The organism is Actinokineospora sp. NPDC004072, from assembly GCF_053604195.1.
On sequence record NZ_JBSGHB010000014.1, the window covers coordinates 87,821 to 109,471 of the forward strand.

Below are 21,651 nucleotides of genomic sequence, written 5' to 3' on the forward strand. Positions count from 1 at the left end.
GCAGGGACCCCGGCCGGATGGCGGGCCCGGGTTCACCGACGTCTACCGGCGCGTCAGCGGCCACTTCCCGGTCGCGGACGCCGCGCGGCTGGGCGAGCTGGTGGCGCAGGCCCGCAGGCTGCGCGCGGTGCTGCCGAGCAGCGCGGCCCGCCACCCCGTGCTGGCCTTGGTGGACAGCAGGCCGCGCCCGGTCACCCAGATCGTCGCGGAGTTCCTCGACCGCGAGCCGCCGCAGCGGCCGGTGCGCCGGGCGAACGCCTGGCCGATCCCCCAGCCCGGCACGCCGTACGCGGCATTGTGCGACTGGCTGCGCGCCCAGCCCGGCGACGAGGTCGACATCGACGCCGCCACCCTCGACCGCGTCGGCGCGCCCCCGGCCGCCGAGCCCGCCTGGCCGGTGGACTGCCTGGTGCGCCCGATGGCCGACGGCCGGGCCGTGCTGGAGGCGGTCATCCCCGCCGGGGTGGTCGACGCCCGCTTCGCCGAGGCGCTGGCCCGCCTGCACGGGCGCGTGCCGCAGGTGGAGGGCTACCGCGCGTTCCTCGACCACGCGGCCGCGCGCTGCGGGGCCGAGCCGGTGGAGATCCTGATCCCGCCGCAGGGGGAGCGGGCCGCCAACACCGTGCGCCGCCCGCGCTACCCCGGCACCTGGACCGGCGACGCCGACCCGAGCGCCTACCTGGCCGAGCCGATGAGCCGGTACCTGCCGCTGCGCGACATCACCGTCCGCGCCTGCGGCGGTCGGGTGGTCGCCGAGGACCCGGCCGGGCGCGTGCTGTGGCCGCTCTACCACGCCACCCGGGTCGCCCCGCCGCCGTGGGACGTCGTGCTGGCGCTGCTCACCGCGGCCAACCCGGTCGCGGAGCTGGTGGCGCCCTTCGCCGTCGGCGACCCGGCCGCCGCCTTCCCCGGCCGCACCCGGCTCCCCCGGATCAGCGTCGGCGGTGGCCTCATCCTCGCTGGCCGCAGCGCGCTGGTCCCCCGCGACCGGCTGCCCGACCCGGGCGCGCCGCTGCCTGCGCGGGTGCGGGCGCTGGCCCGGCTGCGCGGCTGGGCGGGCGCGCCGCGGTGGAACTTCGCGCGGGCGGCCGGGGGCCGCCGCCCGCTGCCGGTCGACCTGGACAGCGTCGGCGCGCTGCGCGTCCTGGACCGCCTGCTGGCCCGCAGCGGGGCAGGCGAGCTGGTGCTGGAGGAGATGCTGCCCGACCCCGACCACGTCGTGGTGCGCGACGACCGCGGCGCGGGCCTGGCCGCCCAGCTGGTGCTGCGCCTGCCCGTCCAGGCCGACCCCGCCCGGCTGGCCGAGCGGGCCGCGCGGGCGCTGCGCCGGGCCGAACCGCTGGTGGTCGCGTCCTGACCACCCCGGAGCCCCCCGCCGGAACCGCCGGTGGGACGAGGGAAAGAGGGAACCATGCAACCCGCGCTCGAACTGTCCGAACTCGACGAACTGGTCGACCAGCTCGACACCCAGATCAGCCAGGTCGCGCTGACCGACGACTCGGCGGCGCTGTCGCTGCTGCTGTGCAGCTTCAACTGCGGTGACGACGAGTGCTGCTCCCACTGGTGCTGACGGGCACTCCCCGGGAGGCGGCGCCGACCGCGGCCGGGCGCGACACCGCGGCAGCGGCGGCGGAACTGCTCGCCTCCTGGGCGTCATCACCAGGCGCGGCGGGCCCTGACCCGGGGCCCGTCGCGCTCGCCGCGCTCCTCGGCGACCCGGCCGCGGGGCGCGCGTGGCTGCGCGGGGCGGTCGGCGCGGCGGCGGGGGCGGGCCTGTTCGGCGGGCTCGCGGGCGTCGTCGCCGGGCTGCGGCTGATCCCGGGCGCGGCCGGTCCGGCCGACCGCGCCTCCACCGCGCTCGTCCGGGCGGTGACCGCGAAGGGATGGCGGACCTCGGGCGTCGGGTTCGCCGACTACGACCTGGTCAGCGGCCCGGCGGGCATCCTGCTGGCGCACCTGGCCGGTCCGCCGCCGGTGCCGGTCGCCCGGCTGCGGCCGATCATCGACCACCTGGCCGGGCTCGCCGACGCCGAGCTGGCCGGGCTGCGCATCGGCGCCCACCGCGACCACCCCGCGCTCGGCTGGAGCCAGGGCGAGGTCGTCACCGGCCTGGCCCACGGCGTCGCCGGGCCGCTGGTCGCGCTGGCCCTGGCGGGCGAGCGGCCGGAGGCGGTGGCGAACCTGGCCTCGTGGCTGGCCGCGCGGGCCACGACCGACCGCCGCGGCGCCCTGACCTGGGCCGCCCGCGGCCGGGGCGCGCCGGGCAGGCCGGGCTGGTGCTACGGCGCCCCCGGCGTCGGCTGGGCGCTGTGGGTCGCGGGCCAGGCGCTCGACGACGCGGGCCTGCGGGAGATGGCGCTCGCGGCCGTCAGCGGGCTGGGCGCGACCTACGAGCCCGAGGACTCCGCCGAGGGCCGCACCCTCTGCCACGGCGCGGCGGGGGTGCTGCTCGTGGCCGACGCCTTCGCCCGGCACGCCGGGTCCGCGCCCGCCGCCGACCTGCGCGACCGGCTCGCCGCGCACCTGCGCGCCCGGATCGAGGACGTGCTGCGGGCGGGCGGGCCGGGGCTGGTCACCGGGGCCGCGGGCGTGCTCGCCGCCCTGCTCACCGCCGACGGCGGCGACCGCGGCTGGCTGCCCTGCGTCGGACTGGCCTGATCGGAGGCCTTGACCGCCGGGCGCAGCCGGCCATACGCTCCTTTTAGTTAGACATTCTGACTAATTGAAGGGGCCGCGGGATGAGCCACCAGGCCGGGTCGGCCCGGATGCTGCGGGAGATCAACGAGGCGGCGGCGCTGGGCCACCTGCTCGACGGCGGCCCGCTGACCCGCGGCGAGCTGTGCGCGCTGACCGGCCTGGCCAAGCCGACCATCTCCGAGGCCGTGCGGCGGCTGCAGGAGGCCGGGCTGGTCAAGGTGGTCGGCCGCACCAGCGGCGGCCGCGGCCCCAACGCCGACATCTACGGCATCAACCCCAACGCCGCCTACGGCGCGGCGGTCTCCCTGCGCGCCCGGGACTCCACGCTCGTCACCGCCTTGTGCGACCTGGGCGGCGAGGTCCGCGCCCGGATCGAGACCCCGGTCGACTTCGCCGCGACCGACCCCGTCGACGCCATCGCCGAGGCCGTGGCCGCGGTGTGCAAGCAGGCCAGGGTCGCCGCCCGCAGGCTCGTCCACGTGCAGCTGGGCGTGCCGGGCTCCTACCACGAGCACGCGGGCGTCATCCGCTACGTCGACGTCCCCGGCTTCGACCGGCCCGGGCTGGTGGTCGAGATCCGCGACCGGCTGCGCACCGGGCTGGGCGTGGACAACGACGTCAACCTCGCCGCCGTCGCCGAGCGCGCGCACGGCATCGCCGCCGACGCCGAGGGCTTCGCGCTGCTGTGGCTGGGCGAGGAGGGCCTGGGCCTGGCCATCGACCTCGGCGGCGCCCTGCTGCGCGGCGCGCGCGGCGGGGCGGGCGAGATCGGCTACATGCCGGTCGGCCTGCCCGCGGCGGGCACCGTGCACGACTTCCACGACCTCGTGGGCGGGCAGGCGATCCGGGAGCTGGCCGCCCGCCACGGCATCCGCGCCGACACCGGGTACGCCGCGGTCGCCGAGGGCGTGGACGCCCGGGAGTTCATCGACGAGCTGGCGCTGCGCATCGCCGTCGGGCTGGCTGCGGTCATCGCCGTGCTCGACCCGCCGCTGGTCGTGCTCGCGGGCGAGGTCGGCCAGGCGGGCGGCCCGCAGCTGCACAAGGCGGTCGGCGCGGCGTTGCGTGAGCTGTCGGTGCTGGAGACCGCCGTCGCCTCCACCGGCCTCACCGAGGACGCCGTGCTGCTCGGCGCCATCGACACCACCCTCACCGCGGTCCGGGCGGCCCTGCTCGACCGCGGCTGACCCCACAACCCGCCACCTCCCACCGCGGTCGCCCCCGCGGGCGGTTCCCCCTACCCTCCGGAGGTCCCAGTGGCACCCCGACCCGCCCTGCTCGCCGCCGCCGCGCTCCTGCTGATCGGCGCCTGCACCCCGGGCAGCACCGACACCGCGGGCATCGCCCCCGCAGGCCAGCAGGTCAGCGGCACCGTCGACTTCTGGCACTTCTTCACCGCCCGGGAGGCCGCCGCCATCGAGGCCGCCGTCGCCGAGTTCGAGCGTGCCCACCCCGGCGTCGACGTGCGCGTCACCGCAGGCCAGGACGACGCCAAGGTGCTGCAGGCGATCTCCAGCGGCAACGGCCCGGACGTCGCCCTGTCCTACTCCACCGACATCGTGGGCAAGTTCTGCTCCGGCAACGCCTGGCGCGACCTGACGCCCTACCTGGAGCGCGACGGGGTCGACCTGGGGCAGTACCCGGAGACCGTCCGCTCGTACACGGCCTACCAGGGCAAGCGGTGCGCGATGCCGTTCCTGGCCGACGTCTACGGCCTGTACTACAACAAGGACCTGCTCGCCGAGGCCGGGTACACCGAGCCGCCCAAGACCATGACCGAGCTGGCCGCGATGGCCAAGAAGCTCACCAAGCGCAAGCCGGACGGCACGATCGAGGTCGCCGGGTTCGTCCCGCTGCTGAACTTCTACGAGCACACCCCCTCGCACGTCGGCCCGTCCTGGGACCTGCAGTGGCTGACCCCCGACGAGCGCTCGGCCATCGGCGGCGACGCCGACTGGGCCGCGATGCTGCGGTGGCACAAGGACCTCGTCGACTGGTACGGCTACGCGAACCTGCAGGAGTTCACCGCCGGCCTGGGCGACGAGTGGAGCACGGACAACGCCTTCCAGCAGGGCAAGGTCGCCATCACCGTGGACGGGGAGTACCGGGTGGCCTTCCTGCGCGACCAGGCGCCCGAGGTCGACTTCGGCACCGCCCCGGTCCCGGCCCCGGACTCCGCGCCCGACCGCTACGGCGCGGGCTACGTCACCGGCAACATCGCAGGCGTGGCGGCGAACTCGGACAACCCCGAGGCGTCCTGGGCGCTGATCCGGTACCTGACCACCGACACCGGCGCGATCGTCGCGCTGTCCAACGCGATCAAGAACGTGCCGACCACCCGGGACGCGCTGGCCTCGCCCGCGCTGGAGGCCGACCCGCAGTTCCAGACCTTCCTGGACATCTTCGCCCACCCGAAGACCGCGACCACCCCGCCCAACTCGGCCGGGCCGAAGTACATCGAGCTGGCCCAGGAGTACGTCAACGCCTACTTGGCCGGGCCGGGCGGCGACCCGGCGGCGGGGCTGCCCGAGCTCGACAAGCGCATCGACCAAGCGCTCGACCTCGGCCGGTAGCGGTGGCCACCGTGGACGGCCGCTGGCGGCGCAGGCTCACCGTGCTGGGCTTCATGGCGCCCGCCTTCATCGGCATCGGGGTCTTCTTCCTGTACCCGCTGGTGTCGGCGGTGTACTTCTCCTTCACCCGCTTCGACCTGCTCACCGCCCCGGAATGGGTGGGGTGGCGCAACTACGCCTACCTGTTCGCGCACGACCCGCTCGCGGTGAAGGCCGCGCTGAACACGCTGTGGCTGGTCGCGGTGCTGGTGCCCGTGCGCATGCTCGCCGCGCTCGGCACCGCCCTGCTGCTGACCTGGGTGCGCCGGGGCGGCGCGTTCTTCCGGACGGTGTTCTACCTGCCCGCGCTCGCCCCGCCGGTCGCCGCGACGATCGCCTTCGTCTTCCTGTTCAACCCCGCGACCGGCCCGGTCAACGGGTTCCTCGGCTGGCTGGGCATCGAGGGTCCGCTGTGGTTCGACTCGCCGGGGTGGGCCAAGCCGTCGCTGGTGCTGCTGGGCACCTGGGCGGTCGGCGACCTCATGGTGATCTTCCTGGCCGCGCTGCTGGCCGTGCCCCGCCACCTGTACGAGGCCGCCGAGATCGACGGTGCGGGGCCGTGGCAGCGGTTCCGGCACGTGACCCTGCCCGCGATGGCCCCGGTGCTGCTGTTCGCCGCGGTCACCGGGGTCATCCAGACCCTGCAGTACTTCACCCAGGCCGCCGTCGCCGCGAGCGTGGCCAGCGGCCAGGCCACGACCGGCGGCGGCATCTCGTCGACGTTCGGCTACCCCGAGGAGTCCACCCTGACCTACCCCCTGCACCTGTACGTCTCCGGCTTCCGGTACTTCGACATGGGCTACGCCAACGCCCTGGCCGTCGTGCTGTTCGTCGTCGCCTTCGCGGTCACCCTGGTGCTGCTGCGGCGGTTCCGCGAGTTCACCGGGGGCCAGCGATGACCGCGACCCTCACCAGGCCGGCCCCGCAGCGGGCGGAGGGGCGGAGCCGGAAGCGGGAGCCGTGGCTGCTGTGGGTGGCCCGCCACAGCATCCCGATCGCGGTGGCGATCATCTTCATCGCGCCGTTCGCGTTCGTGGTGCTGACCTCGTTCATGACCAGCGAGCAGGCGCTGACGAGCAGGCTGTGGCCGCAGAGCTGGCACCCGGAGAACTTCGTCGACATCTTCACCAAGCTGCCGATGCTGGACTACCTGCTCAACTCGATGACCTACGCGCTGCTGGCGACCGGGTTCATGCTCCTGTCGAGCATCCCCGCGGCCTACGCGCTGGCGAAGCTGCGCTGGCGCGGCAGCCGGGCGGTGTTCGTCGTGGTCGTCTGCATGATGATGCTGCCGCCGCAGGTCGTCACCGTGCCGCTGTACCTCATGTGGGCCAACGCGGGGCTGACCGGGACGCTGTGGCCGCTGATCATCCCGATGCTCTTCGGCGATGCGTTCAGCATCTTCCTGCTGCGGCAGTTCCTGCTGACCATCCCCGACGACTACCGCGACGCCGCCCGCATCGACGGCTGCTCGGAGTGGCAGGTGCTGCTGCGGGTGATCCTGCCGCTGGCCCGCCCGGCTATCGCCGCGGTGGCCGTCTTCCAGTTCTTCTACGCCTGGAACGACTACTACGGCCCGCTGCTCTACACCAGCGAGAACTCCGCGAGCTGGACGCTGTCGATCGCGCTGTCGCAGTTCAAGCACCTGCACCACGTGGAGTGGAACCTGGTCATGGCCGCGTCGCTGCTGGTCATGGCCCCGGTGATCATCATGTTCTTCTTCGCCCAGAAGGCATTCATCCAGGGCGTGACGCTGACGGGGGTGACGGGGTGAAGGTGGCGGTGGTCGGCGGTGGCTCGACCTACACACCGGAGTTGGTCGACGGGTTCGCCCGGCTGGGTGCCGCGGTGGACGAGGTGGTCCTGGTGGACCCCGCCGTCGAGCGGCTGGCCGTCGTGGGCGCGCTGGGGCGGCGGATCTTCCGCCGCCACGGCCACCCGGGAACCCTGAGCTGGACCGACGACCTCGACGCCGGGCTCGACGGCGCGACCGCGGTGCTCATCCAGCTGCGGGTGGGCGGGCAGGCGGCGCGCATCAGCGACGAGACCTTCCCGCTCGACTGCGGCTGCGTCGGCCAGGAGACCACCGGCGCGGGCGGGCTGGCCAAGGCCCTGCGGACCGTGCCCGTCGTGCTCGACATCGCGCGGCGGGCGCGCGAGCGGGCGGCCGACCCGTGGATCGTGGCGTTCACCAACCCGGTGGGCATCGTGACCCGGGCGCTGCTGGACGACGGCCACCGCGCGGTGGGCCTGTGCAACGTCGCCATCGGGCTCCAGCGCAGGCTCGCCGCCCTGCTCGACGTCCCGGCAGGGGAGGTGGTGCTCGACCACGTGGGCCTCAACCACCTGACCTGGGAGCGCGCGGCGACCGTCGGCGGCGTCGACCGGCTGCCCGACCTGCTGCGGACCCACGGCGAGGAGCTGGCCGAGCTGGTCGGCGTCCCCGTGGACGTCCTGCGGGCGACCGGGACGCTCCCGTCGTACTACCTGCGCTACTTCTACTGCCACGACGAGGTGGTGGCCGAGCAGCGCACGGCCCCGTCCCGCGGCCAGCGGGTCGCCGAGATCGAGCGGGAGCTGCTGGCGCTGTACCGGGACCCGAACTTGGACCGCAAGCCGGACCTGCTGGCCGAGCGCGGCGGGGCGTTCTACTCCGAAGCCGCGGTCGGGCTGCTCGACTCGCTGGCCGGGGCGGACGCGGGCGGGGTGCACGCGGTGAACGTGCGCAACCGGGGCACGCTGCCGAACCTGCCGGACGACGCGGTCGTCGAGGTGTCCTGCCGGGTCGACCGGGCCGGGGCCGCGCCGCTGCCCACGGCGCTGCCACCGGACCTGGCAGGCCTGGTCGCCCACGTCTCGGCCTACGAGGAGCTGGCCCTGGCCGCCGCCCGCGACGGCGGGCGGCAGCGGGTGTTCCGGGCGCTGCTGGCCCACCCGCTCATCGGGCAGGCCGACCGGGCCCGCGGGCTCGCCGACCGGCTGATCGCCGCCAACGCGGAGCACCTGCCGTGGGCACGCTGATCGCCGTCGACGGCGGCAACTCCAAGACCGAGATGCTGGTCTGCGACACCGCCGGGGCCGTGCTCGGGGCCGCCCGCGGCCCGGGGACCAACCACCAGACCGCGGGCGGCGTCGCCGCGGCGATGGCCCGGCTCGACGCGCTGATCCGCCGGGCGCGCGCGGACCTGCCCGATGAAACCCCGGATGCCGTGGTCTGCTGCCTCGCGGGCGCGGACTTACCCGTCGAGGTCGCCACGCTGACCGATGCCGTGGCGGCCGCTGGCTGGGCTACCAAGTCCATAGTGGACAACGACACCGCCGCGTTGCTGCGTGCGGGCACCGATTCCCGAGACGCCGTTGCGGTGGTGTGCGGGGCGGGCATCAACTGCGTCGGCCGCGCCGCCGACGGCCGCCACGTGCGCTTCCCTGCGCTCGGACCGGTCAGCGGCGACTGGGGCGGGGGCGGCGACATCGGCAGGCTCGCGCTGTGGCACGCCGTCCGGGCCGAGGACGGCCGCGGTCCGGACACCGCGCTGCGCACCGCCGTGGCCGTCCACTTCGGATTGTCGACGGCCACGGACGTGGCGATGGCCGCTCATCTGGACCGGGCTGTCGCGGCGCGGCTGAACGAGCTGGCCCCGGTCGTCTTCCGCGCGGCCGCCGACGGGGACGCCCTGGCCCGCGGCATCGTCGTGCGCCAGGGCGAGGAGGTCGTGGCCTTCGCGGGCGCGGCCCTGCGCAGGCTCGGCCTGACCGCGCTCACCGCTGACGTCGTGCTCGGCGGGGGAGTGCTGCGCGCCCGGCATCCCCTGCTGCACGAGGTGATCCGCGACGGACTGGCCGAAGTGGCCCCGCAGGCGCGCATCCGCGTGGTGACCGCCCCTCCCGTCCTCGGCGCGGCCCTGCTCGGCCTCGACGCCCTCGGCGCCCCGCCCGCCGCGGGGGCCGCGCTGCGGGCCGCGGTCGGGTCCTTGACAGCCCTGCGGAATGTATAGGAAAGTTGCCTAACAATTTCGTTCGTTACGGCCGCTCGACATGAGGAGATCGCCGTGTCTCGACGACGATTGTCTGCCCTGCTCGCCCTCCCCCTGATGGCCCTGTCGATCCCGTTCGTCACCAGCGCGCAGGCGGCGCCCACCGCCGAGACGCCGCTGGCGGCCAACGGGCAGCTGCGCGTGTGCGGCGTCAAGCTGTGCAACGAGCGGAACCAGCCCGTGCAGCTGCGCGGCATGAGCACGCACGGAATCCAGTGGTTCAACGACTGCGTCAACGACGCCTCCCTCGACGCCCTCGCTGGCGACTGGGGCGCCGACGTCCTGCGCATCTCGATGTACGTGCAGGAAGGCGGCTACGAGACCGATCCCGCGGGGTTCACCAACCGGGTCAGCTCGATCATCGACGAGGTGACCGCGCGCGGCATGTACGCCATCGTGGACTGGCACATGCTCACCCCCGGCGACCCGCACTACAACCTCAGCCGCGCCAAGACCTTCTTCACCGAGATCGCCCGGCGGCACAACGGGAACAAGAACCTGCTCTACGAGATCGCCAACGAGCCGAGCGGGGTGAGCTGGTCGCGGATCAAGAGCTACGCCGAGCAGCTGATCCCGGTCATCCGGGCCGCCGACCCGGAGACGCCGATCCTGGTCGGCACCCGGGCGTGGTCGTCGCTGGGCGTCTCCGAGGGCGCGACCGAGGCCGAGGTGGTCAACAACCCGGTCAACGCCTCGAACATCATGTACACCTTCCACTTCTACGCCGCCTCCCACCGCGACGAGTACCTCAACGCGCTGTCGCGGGCAGCCGACCGCATCCCGATGTTCGTCACCGAGTTCGGCACCCAGAACTACGCCGGTGAGGGCGCGAACGACTTCGCCATGACCCAGCGCTACCTCGACCTCATGGCGCGCAAGCAGATCAGCTGGACGAACTGGAACTACTCCGACGACCACCGCTCCGGCGCGGTATTCACCGAGGGCACCTGCCCGAGCGGGCCGTACGCGGGCACCACGCGGCTCAAGGAGGCGGGCAAGTGGATCCGCGACCGGGTGCGCGAGGGCGGCACCCCCGGGCCCGGTGACGCGGCGCTGATCTCCCGCGGCAAGCCCGCGACCGCCTCGTCGGTCGAGACCTCCGAGCTGACGGCGGACAAGGCCGTGGACGGCAGCACCACCAGCCGGTGGGCCAGCGCCGAGGGCGTCGACCCGCAGTGGATCAGGGTCGACCTCGGCGCGGGCGCGACGGTGACCAGGGTGCGCCTGAACTGGGAGGCCGCCTACGCCCGGGCCTACCGGGTGGAGATCTCCGCCGACGGCTCGACCTGGACCCGGCTGGCCACCGAGAGCGCGGGCGACGGCGGGGTCGACGACTGGACCGGGCTCACCGGGCAGGGCCGCTACCTGCGAGTCTACGGGACGGCGCGGGGCACGCAGTGGGGCTACTCGCTGTGGGAGCTGGAGGTCTACGGCACCAGCGGGGCCAGCGGCGGGGCGTTCACCGTCGTCGGCGCGGCCGACATCGCCGACCAGTGCACCGCCAGCCAGTCGACCTGCATGCACTTCAAGACCGCGGCCCGCGCGCAGGCCATCAACCCCGCGTTCTACATAACGATGGGCGACAACCAGTACGACGACGCCCACATCGAGGACTTCCGCAACTACTACGACAAGTCGTGGGGCCGGTTCAAGGACAACACCTACCCGGTGCCGGGCAACCACGAGGCGTACGACGACTGGGACAACCAGGACGAGCGCGCCTACCGGGAGTACTTCGGCTCGCGGGCCACGCCCCAGGGCAAGATGTGGTACAGCTTCGACCGCGGGAACTGGCACTTCATCGCGTTGAACTCCAACCGCTTCGACGAGCGCGAGCAGCTCGACTGGCTGCGCGCCGACCTCGCGGCGAACACCAAGCAGTGCGTGGCCGCCTACTTCCACCACCCGCTGTTCAGCTCCGGCGACCACGGCAACGACCCGGTCGGCAGGCCGGTGTGGCAGCTGCTGCGCGACGCCGACGTCGAGCTGGTGCTCAGCGGCCACGACCACCACTACGAGCGCTTCCACCCGCAGAACCCCGACGGCACCGCCGATCCGAACGGGATCGTGGAGATCGTCGGCGGCACCGGCGGCAAGGACCTCTACGGCCGGGGCGACACGATCCAGGACAACAGCGCCAAGCAGATCTGGGACCGCTACGGGGTGGTCAAGCTCGACTTCACCGACACCGCGTTCCAGGTCGCGTTCGTCGACGTGGACGGCGTCGTCCGCGACACCAGCCCGACCTACTCCTGCCACTGATGTACCTCGCCGCGAGCAGGGCCCGGCAGGACGCCTGCGACCCGGCGCCCACCACGGGTGGTCGCCGGGTCGCGGGGGCCGTGGTCGCCCTGGGATCGGTCAGCCTCGTCACCGACCTCTCCGCGGAGATGGTCACCGCCGTCCTCCCCCTGTACCTCGTCATCGGCCTGGGCCTGAGCCCCCTGCAGTTCGGCCTGCTCGACGGCCTCTACAACGGCGCGACAGCCCTGGTCCGGCTGGCGGGCGGCCACGCGGCCGACCGCTGGCGGCGGCACAAGCTGGTCGCGGGCGCAGGCTACGCCCTGTCCGCGGTCTCCCGCCTCGGCCTGCTGGTCGGCACGCCTGCGGCCCTGTCCGCCGCCATCGGGGCCGACCGCATCGGCAAGGGCATCCGCACCGCCCCGCGCGACGCGCTGATCACGCTGAACACCGAGGCGCCCTTCCTCGGGCGCGCCTTCGGCGTGCACCGCGCGATGGACACCACGGGCGCGCTGCTGGGCCCGCTGGCGGCCTTCGCGCTGCTGGCGGCGACCGCGGGGGCGTACGACGCGGTGTTCGTCGTCAGCTTCTGCTTCGGCGCCCTGGGCGTGGTCATCCTGGTGGCCTTCGTCCCCGGGGGTCCAGCGGGCAGCGCCCAGGCCGGGGGAGCCGCGGCGGGCGAGCGGGCGTCGCTGCGGGCGACGCTGCGGCTGGTGCGGGTGCCGGGGTTCCGCCGGGTGCTGGTGGCCGCGAGCGTGCTGGGGCTGGTCAGCGTCACCGACGGGTTCCTCTACCTGCTGCTGCAAGAGCGGCTGTCGCTCGACGCGGCCTACTTCCCGCTGCTGCCGCTGGGCAGCGCCGCGGTCTACCTGCTGCTCGCCGTCCCGGTCGGCCGCATCGCCGACCGGACGGGCCGCAGGCTGCCGTTCCTGCTCGGGCACCTGGCCCTGCTCGGCGCGTACGCCGCCCTGCTCGTCCCGGTCGGCGGGCCGGTGCTGGTCCTGCTCCTGCACGGGATCTACTACGCGGCCACCGACGGCGTGCTGATGGCGCTCGGCGGGCCGCTCGTGCCCGCCGCCCAGCGCGCGGGCGGGCTCGCCCTGCTCCAAACCGGGCAGGCGACCGGGCGGCTGCTGGCGTCCGTCCTCTTCGGCGCGGCGTGGACGGTCTGGGGGCTGGTCCCCGCGATCACCGCCGCCGCGACCGCGCTGGCCGCCGGGCTCGTCGCCGCGGCGGTCGTCCTCAAGGAGGTGCGATGAAGGTCTTGGCCGCCACCGCGGCGGGGGTCGTCCTGGCGGCGGTCGCCGTCGGGTACACCGTCACCGCCGCCGACCGCCCGACGCCCGCGCAGGCCGCGATCGCGCCCGGCCTGCACGTGCGCGGCGCCGACGGCGTCATCACCGGCACCGGGCTGTCCTGCCACCGCTTCTACGCCGCGGGCGACGCCGCCGTCTGCCTGACCGCCAAGCCCGGCATCCCGCCGATGACGACCGCGACCGTCGTCGGGCGGGACCTGGCGCAGCGCCACGAGGTCCAGTTCGGCGGCACGCCCAGCCGCGCCCGCGTGTCGCCGTCGGGGCGGATGGTGTCGTGGACGGTGTTCGTCAGCGGCGACTCCTACGCCGGATCGGACTTCTCCACGCGCACCGGGATCCTCGACACGCGCACCGGGTACCTCATCAAGAACATGGAGTCCATCCAGCTCTACCTCGACGGGAAGCGCTACCACGCCCCCGACGTGAACTTCTGGGGCGTGACCTTCACCGCCGACGACAACCGCTTCTACGCCACCGTCGCCACGCGCGGGCAGACCTACCTGGTCGAAGGCGACCTGGCCGCGTGGACGGCGCGCACGCTGCGCACCAACGTCGAGTGCCCGTCGCTGTCGCCGGACGGCACGCGCATCGCGTTCAAGAAGCGCGTCGAGCCCGGCCCGTGGCGGCTGCACGTGCTGGACCTGGCCACGATGCGGGAGACGCCGCTGGCCGAGACCAGGAGCGTGGACGACCAGGCGGCCTGGCTGGACGACCGCACCGTCGCCTACGCCCTGCCCGGCCCGGACGTCTGGTCCATCCCCGCCGACGGGACGGGCGCGCCCGAGCTGATCGCGCCCGGCGCGTCGTCCCCGTCGCCATGACGGGGGTTTCCGCCCGGCCGCGGGAGGTTACCCGGACCGGGCGGAAAGGAGGGTCCACATGCACCGCGAGAGCGACAAGCACGGACCGCGCCAGGACGACGAGCTCAAGCACCAGATGGAGGGCATGCTGCGCGCCAACCGCCCGACCAGGGCCGAGGAGGGCCGGGAGCAGGAGCCGATGCCCGACGACACCGACGTCGAACCGGAGTAGCGGGTTTCACTTGCGCCGGGGCGGGGAAGGTCATGGTCGAGTGAGAGGAGCGCCATGACCGCAACCCTGGTGCGCATGGGGGACACCGAGCTGACCCCGGCCAACCCGGATGACGACGTCCGCGGCCGCACGGTCGTCGACCGCAACGGCGACGAGCTGGGCGACGTCGACGGCCTGGTCATCGACCACGACGAGCGCCGCGTCCGCTTCCTGGAGGTCGCCTCGGGTGGCTTCCTGGGCATCGGCAAGCAGAAGGTCCTCGTCCCCGTCGACGCGGTGACCGCCGTCGGCGAGTCGGAAATCCGCATCGACCAGGACCGCGAGCGCGTCGCGGGCGCGCCGGTGTACGACCCGGACCTCACGGTGGACCAGCGCTACGCCGACGACCTGTACGGCTACTACGGCTACGTCCCGTTCTGGGGAGCGGGCTACATGTACCCGGCCTTCCCGTTCCGGCGCTGAGGACACGTGCTATGCCATTCCCATGAGCACAGTCACCTCCGCCGACGGCACCACAATCGACTACGACACCTACGGCACCGGCCCCGCCGTGATCCTCATCGGCGGCGCGACCCAGTTCCGCGCCATCGATGAGCGCACCACGACGGGCGCCCGCCTCCTGGCCGACCGCGGCTTCACGACCGTCGACTACGACCGGCGCGGCCGCGGTCGGTCGGGGGACCACCCGGAGTGGGCGGTGGAGCGCGAGGTGGAGGACGTCGCCGCCCTGATTGACGCGGTGGGCGGCAGCGCGGCGCTCTACGCCAGCTCGTCGGGCTCCACGGTCGCCCTGCCTGCCGCTGCGGCGGGGATCGGGGTGACGGCCCTGGTGCTGTACGAACCGCCGATGTTCGCGGGGCGCGACACGACGGACAAGATCACGCGCATTCGTGAGCTGGTCACCGCCGGCGATCTCGACGGGGCGCTGCGGTTTGGGCTGACGGAGGTGATCGGTGTGCCGGAACCGGTGGTCACCGGAATGTCCCGAGAGCCGTTCTGGCCCACAATGGTCACCGTCGCCCCGACCCTCCTCTACGACTTCACCGCCCTCCGCGATGTCTACCTGGACCCGGACTGGCGCAGTCGCTGGTCCGGCGTCACCGTCCCCACGACGGTCCTCTCCGGCGACCGAACCTTCCCCGGAATGCCAGAAGCCGCCGACGCCGTAGCCGCCGCCCTCCCCCACGCAACCCGAATCACCCTGCCCGGCCAAGACCACGGCCCGACGCCTGAGGTCATGGCAGAAACCCTGGCGTCAATCCTTCGCTGACCTGGACGAGCCGCTGAAGCGAGTGGCCTGCCGAGCGACCGGTTGCAGAGCGAGTGACTGGCGTGTGGGGCGGGTGACTGGCGTGTGGAGCGGGTGACTGGGTTGGGGAGCGGGTGACTGGGTTGGGGAGCGGGTGGGCGGTGGTTGCTGACGGGTGAGTCGTGCGGAGTGTGGTTGCGCGATGTGCGTTGTGGATCCGATGGGGTGAATTCGCCTTCGTGGGGCCCCTAAGCGAAGCACCGCTGGGCGTGGAGAAGGGCGGAGCGGGCAGGCCCGTCCACGCCCGGCGAGGGTAGCGGTGCTTCGCTCCCCACGAAGGCGAGTTCACCCCATCGGACAGACGACTCGGGGCGCGTTGCGTTGAGTGGGTGGTCCCGCTGCGACACACACAACTGCTCTTGTGTGTTGTCCCGGGCTTCCGTCGCATCCCTCCCGGGCCGTGTCCCCATCAGTGCACCGGTCACTCACGACTCGCCCGTTATTCCTCCGGCCGCCCTCTCCGCACCCGTCCGCTACGAACCTCCTTCCACACCCCTCGCACCGCGATCTGACTCCGGCCCCCCGTCGCCCCCCGCCCCTTCCATCCCGCCGCCTCGCTCGCTCGGTCGCCCTTCGCTCCGCCCCGCCCTCCTCCTTCCATGTCCAACCTCTCCACGTCTCCGCAGACCCGCCATCCACCTCCCCACCTCCCTCGCCCCCTTCCACTACCGCCCGTGCTCCTCCCCGCCGCCTCCGTGCCTCTCCGCCGCCACTCGGTCGAGCAGCCCGCCCCTCCCCGCCCGACCCCGATCCGCCCCTAACCCCCCGCCCCCTCCACCACCGCCCACCCCTCCCACATGGGGCGAAGCGGCCAGCCACAGGGGCGACCCCGGGTCCGGTGAGAGGGCTGTTGTTCATCTATCGTGCGATTTGCAGGTGGTGATGGAGGGTGGGGTTGTGAGGATCAAGCGGGTGGTTGCTGGGATCGCTGCGGTGGCCCTAGTGGGGGGTTGCGGCAGCGATGTCAACACCGTTCGGTGGTCGATCGGGGGTGGGGGTGGGGTGCCTGCGCCCACGGCGACCGTGCCGGTGGAGTGCGGGGGGACGCAGGCGCTGACCGGGGAGGGGTCGACCGCCCAGAAGGGGGCGATGGACGTCTTCATCGCGGCCTACACCCAGGCGTGCCCCGGGCAGCAGATGTCCTACACCGCCTCCGGGTCCGGCGCGGGGGTCAAGCAGTTCGTCTCCGGGATCGTCGACATCGGGGGGAGTGACTCGGCCCTCAACGCCGGGAAGGGGGAGGTCGAGGACGCGCAGCGGCGGTGCCGGGGGAATGCCGCGTGGAACCTCCCGCTGGTGTTCGGGCCGGTCGCGGTGGTCTTCCAGGTGGATGGGCTGACCGACCTCACCCTCAACGGCGAGGTGCTCGCGCGGATCTTCAGCGGGGCGATCACCCGCTGGGACGACCCGGCCATCGCCGCCCTCAACCAGGGCACCGACCTGCCCGACATTCCGATCACCGTCGTCTACCGCGCTGACGAGTCCGGCACGACCGACAACTTCCAGCGGTACCTCACCGCCGCCTCCGACGGCGCGTGGACCAAGGGCGCGGGGAAGACGTTCGTCGGCGGGGTCGGACAGGGTGGGCAGGGGTCGCCCGGGGTTGCGGAGGCGGTGGCGGCCAGCCGGGGGGCCATCGGGTACGTGGAGTGGTCGTTCGCGCAGGACAAGGGGCTGCGCATGGCCAAGATCGACAGCGGGTCGGGGCCGGTGGAGCTGAGCGTGGAGTCCGCCGGGCGGGCCATCGACGCCGCGCAGGTCAAGGGGGAGGGGCACGACCTGGTCATCGACCTCGACGCGCTCTACGCGGGCGATGCCCCCGGCGCCTACCCGCTGGTCCTGGTCACCTACGAGCTCGTCTGCTCCCAGGGCTACGACCCCGAGACCGCCAAGGCCGTCAAGGCGTTCCTCAACACCGCCGCGACCGCGGGCCAGGCGGGCATGACCGACGCCGGGTACGTCCCGCTCCCGCAGCGCTTCCAGACCCGCCTGCTGGCGGCCATCGCCGCGATCGGGTGAGCCTCAAGGCCGGGTAAAGGCCGCGGCCGCCAGCGTCAAGAGGCCGTCAGGAGCCCTTGGCCGACCGTCCCGTCACCCACACGATCGGGTGGTCCTGCCGCACCGTGCGGCGGGGGGAAAGGGACGCTGTGATGGCCGATCTGGCCTATGCGGTGCTGGTGGTCGGGGTGTTCGCGGTGCTGGCGCTCATCGTGCGCGGACTGGAGCGGTCGTGAGCGCCGCCAACGCCATCGGCGGCGCCGTCGCGCTGCTGCTGCTCATCTACCTGGTCGTCGCGCTGGTGAAGCCGGAGAAGTTCTGATGTCCGGCTTAGTCCAGCTCGCCCTGCTCGGCATCGCCTTGGCCGCGGTGCACCGCCCGTTCGGCGACTACCTGGCCCGCGTCTACACCAGCACGCACCACCTCAAGGCGGAACGCGCCATCTACCGGCTCGTCCGGGTCGACCCGGCGGCCGAGCAGCGGTGGGGCTCCTACGCCTTCGGCGTGCTCGGGTTCTCCTTCGCGGGCGTCGCCCTGCTCTACCTCATGCAGCGGCTGCAACCCCTGCTGCCCCTGCACTTCGACCGCGGCGCGGTGCCGCCCGGGATGGCCTTCAACACCGCCGCCAGCTTCGTGACCAACACCAACTGGCAGTCCTACGTGCCCGAGACCGTCCTCGGCCACACCGTGCAGCTGGCGGGACTGACGGTGCAGAACTTCGTCTCCGCCGCCGTCGGCCTGTCCGTGGCGATGGCGCTGGTGCGCGGGTTCGTGCGCGCCCGGACCGACCGCATCGGCAACTTCTGGGTCGACCTCGTGCGCGGCACCGTCCGCGTGCTGCTGCCGATCGCCTTCGCCTTCGCCATCGTGCTGGTCGTCACCGGGGTCACGATGAGCTTCAAGGCGGGCGTGATGGTCGACGGGCAGGGCTTCGCCCAGGCCCCCACGGCCAGCCAGGAGGCGATCAAGGAGCTGGGCACCAACGGCGGCGGGGTGTTCAACGCCAACTCCGCGCACCCGTTCGAGAACCCCAACGCCTGGTCGAACCTGGTCGAGCTGTTCCTGATCCTGGTCATCCCGGTCTCGCTGACCCGCACGTTCGGCACGCTCGTCGGCGACCGGGCGCAGGGCCGCGTCCTGCTCGCCGTCATGGGCGTCATCTGGACGGCGATGCTCGCGGTCATGTGGTGGGCCGAGGCGGGCGGCCTGCGCCCGATGGAGGGCAAGGAGGTCCGCTTCGGCGTCCCGCTGTCGGTGCTGTGGGCCAACGCCACCACGGGCACCTCGACCGGCGCGGTCAACGCCATGCACGACAGCTTCACCGGCCTGGGCGGCGGCGCGGCCCTGCTCAACATGCTGTTCGGCGAGCTGACCCCCGGCGGCGTCGGGACCGGCGTCTACAGCATCCTGGTGATGGCCGTCATCGCCCTGTTCCTCGCCGGGCTGATGGTTGGGCGCACCCCGGAGTACCTGGGCAAGAAGCTCGGGCGCCGCGAGGTGACCGCCGCCGCGCTGGCCATCCTCGCCATGCCCGCGGCCACGCTGGTCGGTGCGGGCGCCACCGCGGCGCTGCCCAGCACCGCGGGCGCGGTGAACGACCCGGGCGCGCACGGCCTCACCGAGGTCCTGTACGCCTACGCCTCGGCGTCGAACAACAACGGCAGCGCCTTCGCGGGCCTGACGGCCACCAGCGACTGGTTCCAGTCGTCGCTGGGCGTGTGCATGCTCATCGGCCGGTTCGTGCCGATCATCGCGGTGCTCGCGCTCGCGGGCGCCCTCGCCGCCCAGCGGAAGGTCCCGGTCACCGCGGGCACGCTGCGCACGACCGGCCCGCTGTTCGCCACGCTGCTCGGCGGCACGATCGTGCTGGTCGCGGCGCTCACCTTCGTCCCAGCCCTGGCCCTCGGGCCCATCGCGGAGGCCCTCCAGTGATCAAGTCCATCCCGGGGGCGCTGCGCAAGCTCCACCCCCGCCACCAGGTGCGCAACCCCGTCCTGTTCGTCGTGTGGGTCGGGTCGCTGCTGGTCACCGCGTTCGCGGTGGCCGACCCGAGCCCGTTCGCCGTCGCCGTGGCGGCGTGGCTGTGGTTCACCGTCCTGTTCGCCGCCGTCGCCGAGACCGTCGCCGAGGGCCGCGGCAAGGCCCAGGCCGACGCGCTGCGCAGGACCAGGCGCGACGCCGTGGCCCGCAGGCTGCGCGCCGACGGCGGGGAGGAGCGGGTGGCGGGCACCGACCTGCGCCTCGGGGACCGGGTCGTGGTCGAGGCGGGCGAGGTGATCCCCGGCGACGGCGACGTGGTCGAGGGCATCGCCACGGTGGACGAGTCGGCGATCACCGGCGAGTCCGCCCCGGTCGTGCGCGAGTCCGGCGGCGACCGGTGCGCGGTCACCGGCGGCACCACGGTGCTGTCCGACCGGATCGTCGTGCGGATCACCAGCAGGCCGGGGGAGACCTTCGTCGACCGGATGATCGCGCTGGTCGAGGGCGCGCGGCGGCAGAAGACGCCCAACGAGATCGCGCTGACCACCCTGCTGGCCGCCCTGACGATCGTCTTCCTGCTCGCCGTGGTCGCCCTGCAGCCGTTCGCCGTCTACTCCGGCGGCGAGCAGTCGGTGATCGTGCTGACCGCGCTGCTGGTCTGCCTGATCCCGACGACGATCGGCGCGCTGCTGCCCGCCATCGGCATCGCAGGCATGGACCGGCTCGTGCGGCGCAACGTGCTGGCCAAGTCCGGACGGGCCGTCGAGGCCGCGGGCGACGTCGACACGCTGCTGCTGGACAAGACCGGCACCATCACCTGGGGCAACCGCCGCGCCACCGAGCTGATCCCGGTCGACGGCGCCGACGAGGCCGCGCTCGCCGCGGCCGCCCGGCTCGCCAGCCTGGCCGACGGCACCCCCGAGGGCCGCAGCGTCCTCCAGCTCTGCGCCGAGCGCCACGGCCTGCCCGAGGCCGCCGACGCCCACGAGAAGGCGGCGCGGTTCGTGCCGTTCTCCGCCCAGACCCGGATGAGCGGGGTCGACCTCGACGGCAGGCGCGTGCGCAAGGGCGCGGCGAGCGGCTTCGCGCTCTCGGCGCAGGCGGCCCGGGTCGTCGCCGAGATCGCCGAGGCGGGCGGCACGCCGCTGGCCGTGGCCGTCGACGAGGTGGTGCTCGGCGTCATCCGGCTCACCGACGTGGTCAAACCCGGCATCCGCGAGCGCTTCGCGGAGCTGCGCGCGATGGGCATCCGCACGGTCATGGTCACCGGGGACAACCCGCGCACCGCGCAGGCCATCGCCGCAGAGGCCGGGGTGGACGACTTCCTCGCCGAGGCCACCCCGGAGGACAAGCTGGCGGTGATCCGGGCCGAGCAGGAGGGCGGCAGGCTGGTCGCGATGGCGGGCGACGGGGCCAACGACGCGCCCGCGCTGGCCCGCTCCGACGTCGGCGTCGCCATGAACACCGGCACGTCGGCGGCCAAGGAGGCGGGCAACATGGTCGACCTCGACTCCGACCCGACCAAGCTCATCGAGATCGTGGGGATCGGCAAGCAGCTGCTGATCACCCGGGGCGCGCTGACCACCTTCTCGGTGGCCAACGACCTGGCGAAGTACTTCGCGATCCTGCCCGCGATGTTCGCCGCCATCTACCCGCAGCTGGGCGCGCTCGACATCATGCGGCTGGGGTCGCCGCAGTCGGCGATCCTGTCCGCGGTGGTGTTCAACGCGCTCATCATCGTGGCGCTGATCCCGCTGGCCCTGCGCGGCGTGCGCTACCGGCCCGCGAGCGCGTCGGCGCTGCTGCGGCGCAACCTGCTGGTCTACGGCGTCGGCGGCGTGCTCACGCCGTTCGCCGGGATCTGGCTCATCGACCAGGTGGTTCGGCTCGTCCCGGGGATGGCGGCATGACCAGGCAGGCGATGGCGGGGCTGCGGGCCCTGCTCGTGCTCACGGTGATCACCGGGCTGCTGTACCCAGGCGCGGTGTGGGCGGTCAGCCGCCTGCCCGGCCTGCACGCCCGCGCCGAGGCGGTGGACACCACCCTGGTCGCCGTGCCCCGCGACGGCGACCGGTGGTTCCACCCCCGGCCGTCGGCGGCGACCCCGCCCGCCTCCGGCGGGTCCAACAAGGGCGAGCGCAACGCCGAGTACGACGCGGTGGTGGCCCAGCGGCGGGCCGAGGTCGCCCGGCGGGAGGGCGTCGACCCGGGGCGGGTGCCCCAGGACGCGGTCACCGCGTCGGCCTCCGGGCTGGACCCGCACATCAGCCCCGCCTACGCCGAGCTGCAGGTGCCGCGGGTGGCCGAGGCCAACGGGCTGCCCGAGCAGCGGGTGCGCGAGCTGGTCGCCGAGCACACCGAGGGCGGGTTCCTCGGTCCCGCGGGGGTGAACACGACCGCGGTCAACCGGGCGCTGGCCGGGGGAGACTGAG

General features: G+C 73.6%; 20 protein-coding genes and 1 pseudogene. All 21 read left to right on the forward strand.

Annotated elements, in window-relative coordinates; all coding sequences use genetic code 11:
- Positions 1-1,357 (forward strand): annotated as a pseudogene (locus tag ACWEPX_RS22130) (hypothetical protein); the annotation flags it as partial.
- Positions 1,358-1,411: 54 nt separating this feature from the next.
- Positions 1,412-1,570 (forward strand): hypothetical protein, encoded by a 159-nt coding sequence (locus tag ACWEPX_RS22135; protein WP_451899112.1) that lies wholly within the window; start codon positions 1,412-1,414, stop codon positions 1,568-1,570.
- Positions 1,549-2,658, forward strand: a complete 1,110-nt coding sequence (locus ACWEPX_RS22140) for a lanthionine synthetase LanC family protein (RefSeq protein WP_451899113.1) — start codon at positions 1,549-1,551, stop codon at positions 2,656-2,658. The genes ACWEPX_RS22135 and ACWEPX_RS22140 overlap by 22 nt, the downstream gene beginning before the upstream one ends.
- Positions 2,659-2,738: 80 nt before the next feature.
- On the forward strand, positions 2,739-3,884 hold the full coding sequence (locus ACWEPX_RS22145; protein ID WP_451899114.1) for an ROK family transcriptional regulator: 1,146 nt from the start codon (positions 2,739-2,741) through the stop codon (positions 3,882-3,884).
- 69 nt (positions 3,885-3,953) lie between these two features.
- Entirely contained in the window at positions 3,954-5,270 is a 1,317-nt protein-coding gene (locus ACWEPX_RS22150; RefSeq protein WP_451899115.1) for an extracellular solute-binding protein, read from the forward strand.
- Positions 5,271-5,281: 11 nt separating this feature from the next.
- Positions 5,282-6,208, forward strand: a complete 927-nt coding sequence (locus ACWEPX_RS22155) for a carbohydrate ABC transporter permease (protein WP_451899116.1) — start codon at positions 5,282-5,284, stop codon at positions 6,206-6,208.
- The gene (locus ACWEPX_RS22160) at positions 6,205-7,083 is read left to right on the forward strand and encodes a carbohydrate ABC transporter permease (protein WP_451899117.1); all 879 of its coding nucleotides are present in this window, start codon (positions 6,205-6,207) and stop codon (positions 7,081-7,083) included. The genes ACWEPX_RS22155 and ACWEPX_RS22160 overlap by 4 nt, the downstream gene beginning before the upstream one ends.
- The gene (locus tag ACWEPX_RS22165) at positions 7,080-8,330 is read left to right on the forward strand and encodes a family 4 glycosyl hydrolase (protein WP_451899118.1); all 1,251 of its coding nucleotides are present in this window, start codon (positions 7,080-7,082) and stop codon (positions 8,328-8,330) included. The genes ACWEPX_RS22160 and ACWEPX_RS22165 overlap by 4 nt, the downstream gene beginning before the upstream one ends.
- Entirely contained in the window at positions 8,318-9,304 is a 987-nt protein-coding gene (locus ACWEPX_RS22170) for an N-acetylglucosamine kinase (protein ID WP_451899119.1), read from the forward strand. The genes ACWEPX_RS22165 and ACWEPX_RS22170 overlap by 13 nt, the downstream gene beginning before the upstream one ends.
- 54 nt (positions 9,305-9,358) lie before the next feature.
- On the forward strand, positions 9,359-11,605 hold the full coding sequence (locus ACWEPX_RS22175) for a cellulase family glycosylhydrolase (RefSeq protein WP_451899120.1): 2,247 nt from the start codon (positions 9,359-9,361) through the stop codon (positions 11,603-11,605).
- The gene (locus tag ACWEPX_RS22180; RefSeq protein ID WP_451899121.1) at positions 11,605-12,843 is read left to right on the forward strand and encodes an MFS transporter; all 1,239 of its coding nucleotides are present in this window, start codon (positions 11,605-11,607) and stop codon (positions 12,841-12,843) included. The genes ACWEPX_RS22175 and ACWEPX_RS22180 overlap by 1 nt, the downstream gene beginning before the upstream one ends.
- Positions 12,840-13,721: a TolB family protein gene (locus ACWEPX_RS22185; protein ID WP_451899122.1), complete on the forward strand. Its 882-nt coding sequence runs from the start codon at positions 12,840-12,842 to the stop codon at positions 13,719-13,721. The genes ACWEPX_RS22180 and ACWEPX_RS22185 overlap by 4 nt, the downstream gene beginning before the upstream one ends.
- Positions 13,722-13,779: 58 nt before the next feature.
- Positions 13,780-13,932, forward strand: a complete 153-nt coding sequence (locus ACWEPX_RS22190; protein ID WP_451899123.1) for a hypothetical protein — start codon at positions 13,780-13,782, stop codon at positions 13,930-13,932.
- 54 nt (positions 13,933-13,986) lie between these two features.
- Entirely contained in the window at positions 13,987-14,394 is a 408-nt protein-coding gene (locus ACWEPX_RS22195) for a PRC-barrel domain-containing protein (RefSeq protein ID WP_451899124.1), read from the forward strand.
- A 22-nt stretch (positions 14,395-14,416) separates the two neighbouring features.
- Positions 14,417-15,202, forward strand: coding sequence for an alpha/beta fold hydrolase (locus tag ACWEPX_RS22200; protein WP_451899125.1), 786 nt, complete (start codon positions 14,417-14,419; stop codon positions 15,200-15,202).
- Positions 15,203-16,138: 936 nt separating this feature from the next.
- A complete protein-coding gene (gene pstS / locus ACWEPX_RS22205; protein ID WP_451899126.1) occupies positions 16,139-17,260 on the forward strand; it encodes a phosphate ABC transporter substrate-binding protein PstS in 1,122 nt (373 codons plus the stop codon).
- Positions 17,261-17,316: 56 nt separating this feature from the next.
- Positions 17,317-17,475 carry a hypothetical protein gene (locus ACWEPX_RS22210; protein ID WP_451899127.1) on the forward strand — a complete coding sequence of 53 codons (159 nt, stop codon included), beginning with the start codon at positions 17,317-17,319 and terminating at the stop codon, positions 17,473-17,475.
- Positions 17,472-17,561 carry a K(+)-transporting ATPase subunit F gene (kdpF, locus tag ACWEPX_RS22215; protein WP_451899128.1) on the forward strand — a complete coding sequence of 30 codons (90 nt, stop codon included), beginning with the start codon at positions 17,472-17,474 and terminating at the stop codon, positions 17,559-17,561. The genes ACWEPX_RS22210 and kdpF overlap by 4 nt, the downstream gene beginning before the upstream one ends.
- On the forward strand, positions 17,561-19,171 hold the full coding sequence (gene kdpA / locus ACWEPX_RS22220) for a potassium-transporting ATPase subunit KdpA (RefSeq protein ID WP_451899129.1): 1,611 nt from the start codon (positions 17,561-17,563) through the stop codon (positions 19,169-19,171). The genes kdpF and kdpA overlap by 1 nt, the downstream gene beginning before the upstream one ends.
- Positions 19,168-21,129 carry a potassium-transporting ATPase subunit KdpB gene (kdpB, locus tag ACWEPX_RS22225; RefSeq protein WP_451899130.1) on the forward strand — a complete coding sequence of 654 codons (1,962 nt, stop codon included), beginning with the start codon at positions 19,168-19,170 and terminating at the stop codon, positions 21,127-21,129. Before kdpA ends, kdpB begins: the two co-directional genes overlap by 4 nt.
- Positions 21,126-21,650: a potassium-transporting ATPase subunit C gene (locus tag ACWEPX_RS22230; protein ID WP_451899131.1), complete on the forward strand. Its 525-nt coding sequence runs from the start codon at positions 21,126-21,128 to the stop codon at positions 21,648-21,650. Before kdpB ends, ACWEPX_RS22230 begins: the two co-directional genes overlap by 4 nt.
- Position 21,651: the final 1 nt, after the last annotated feature.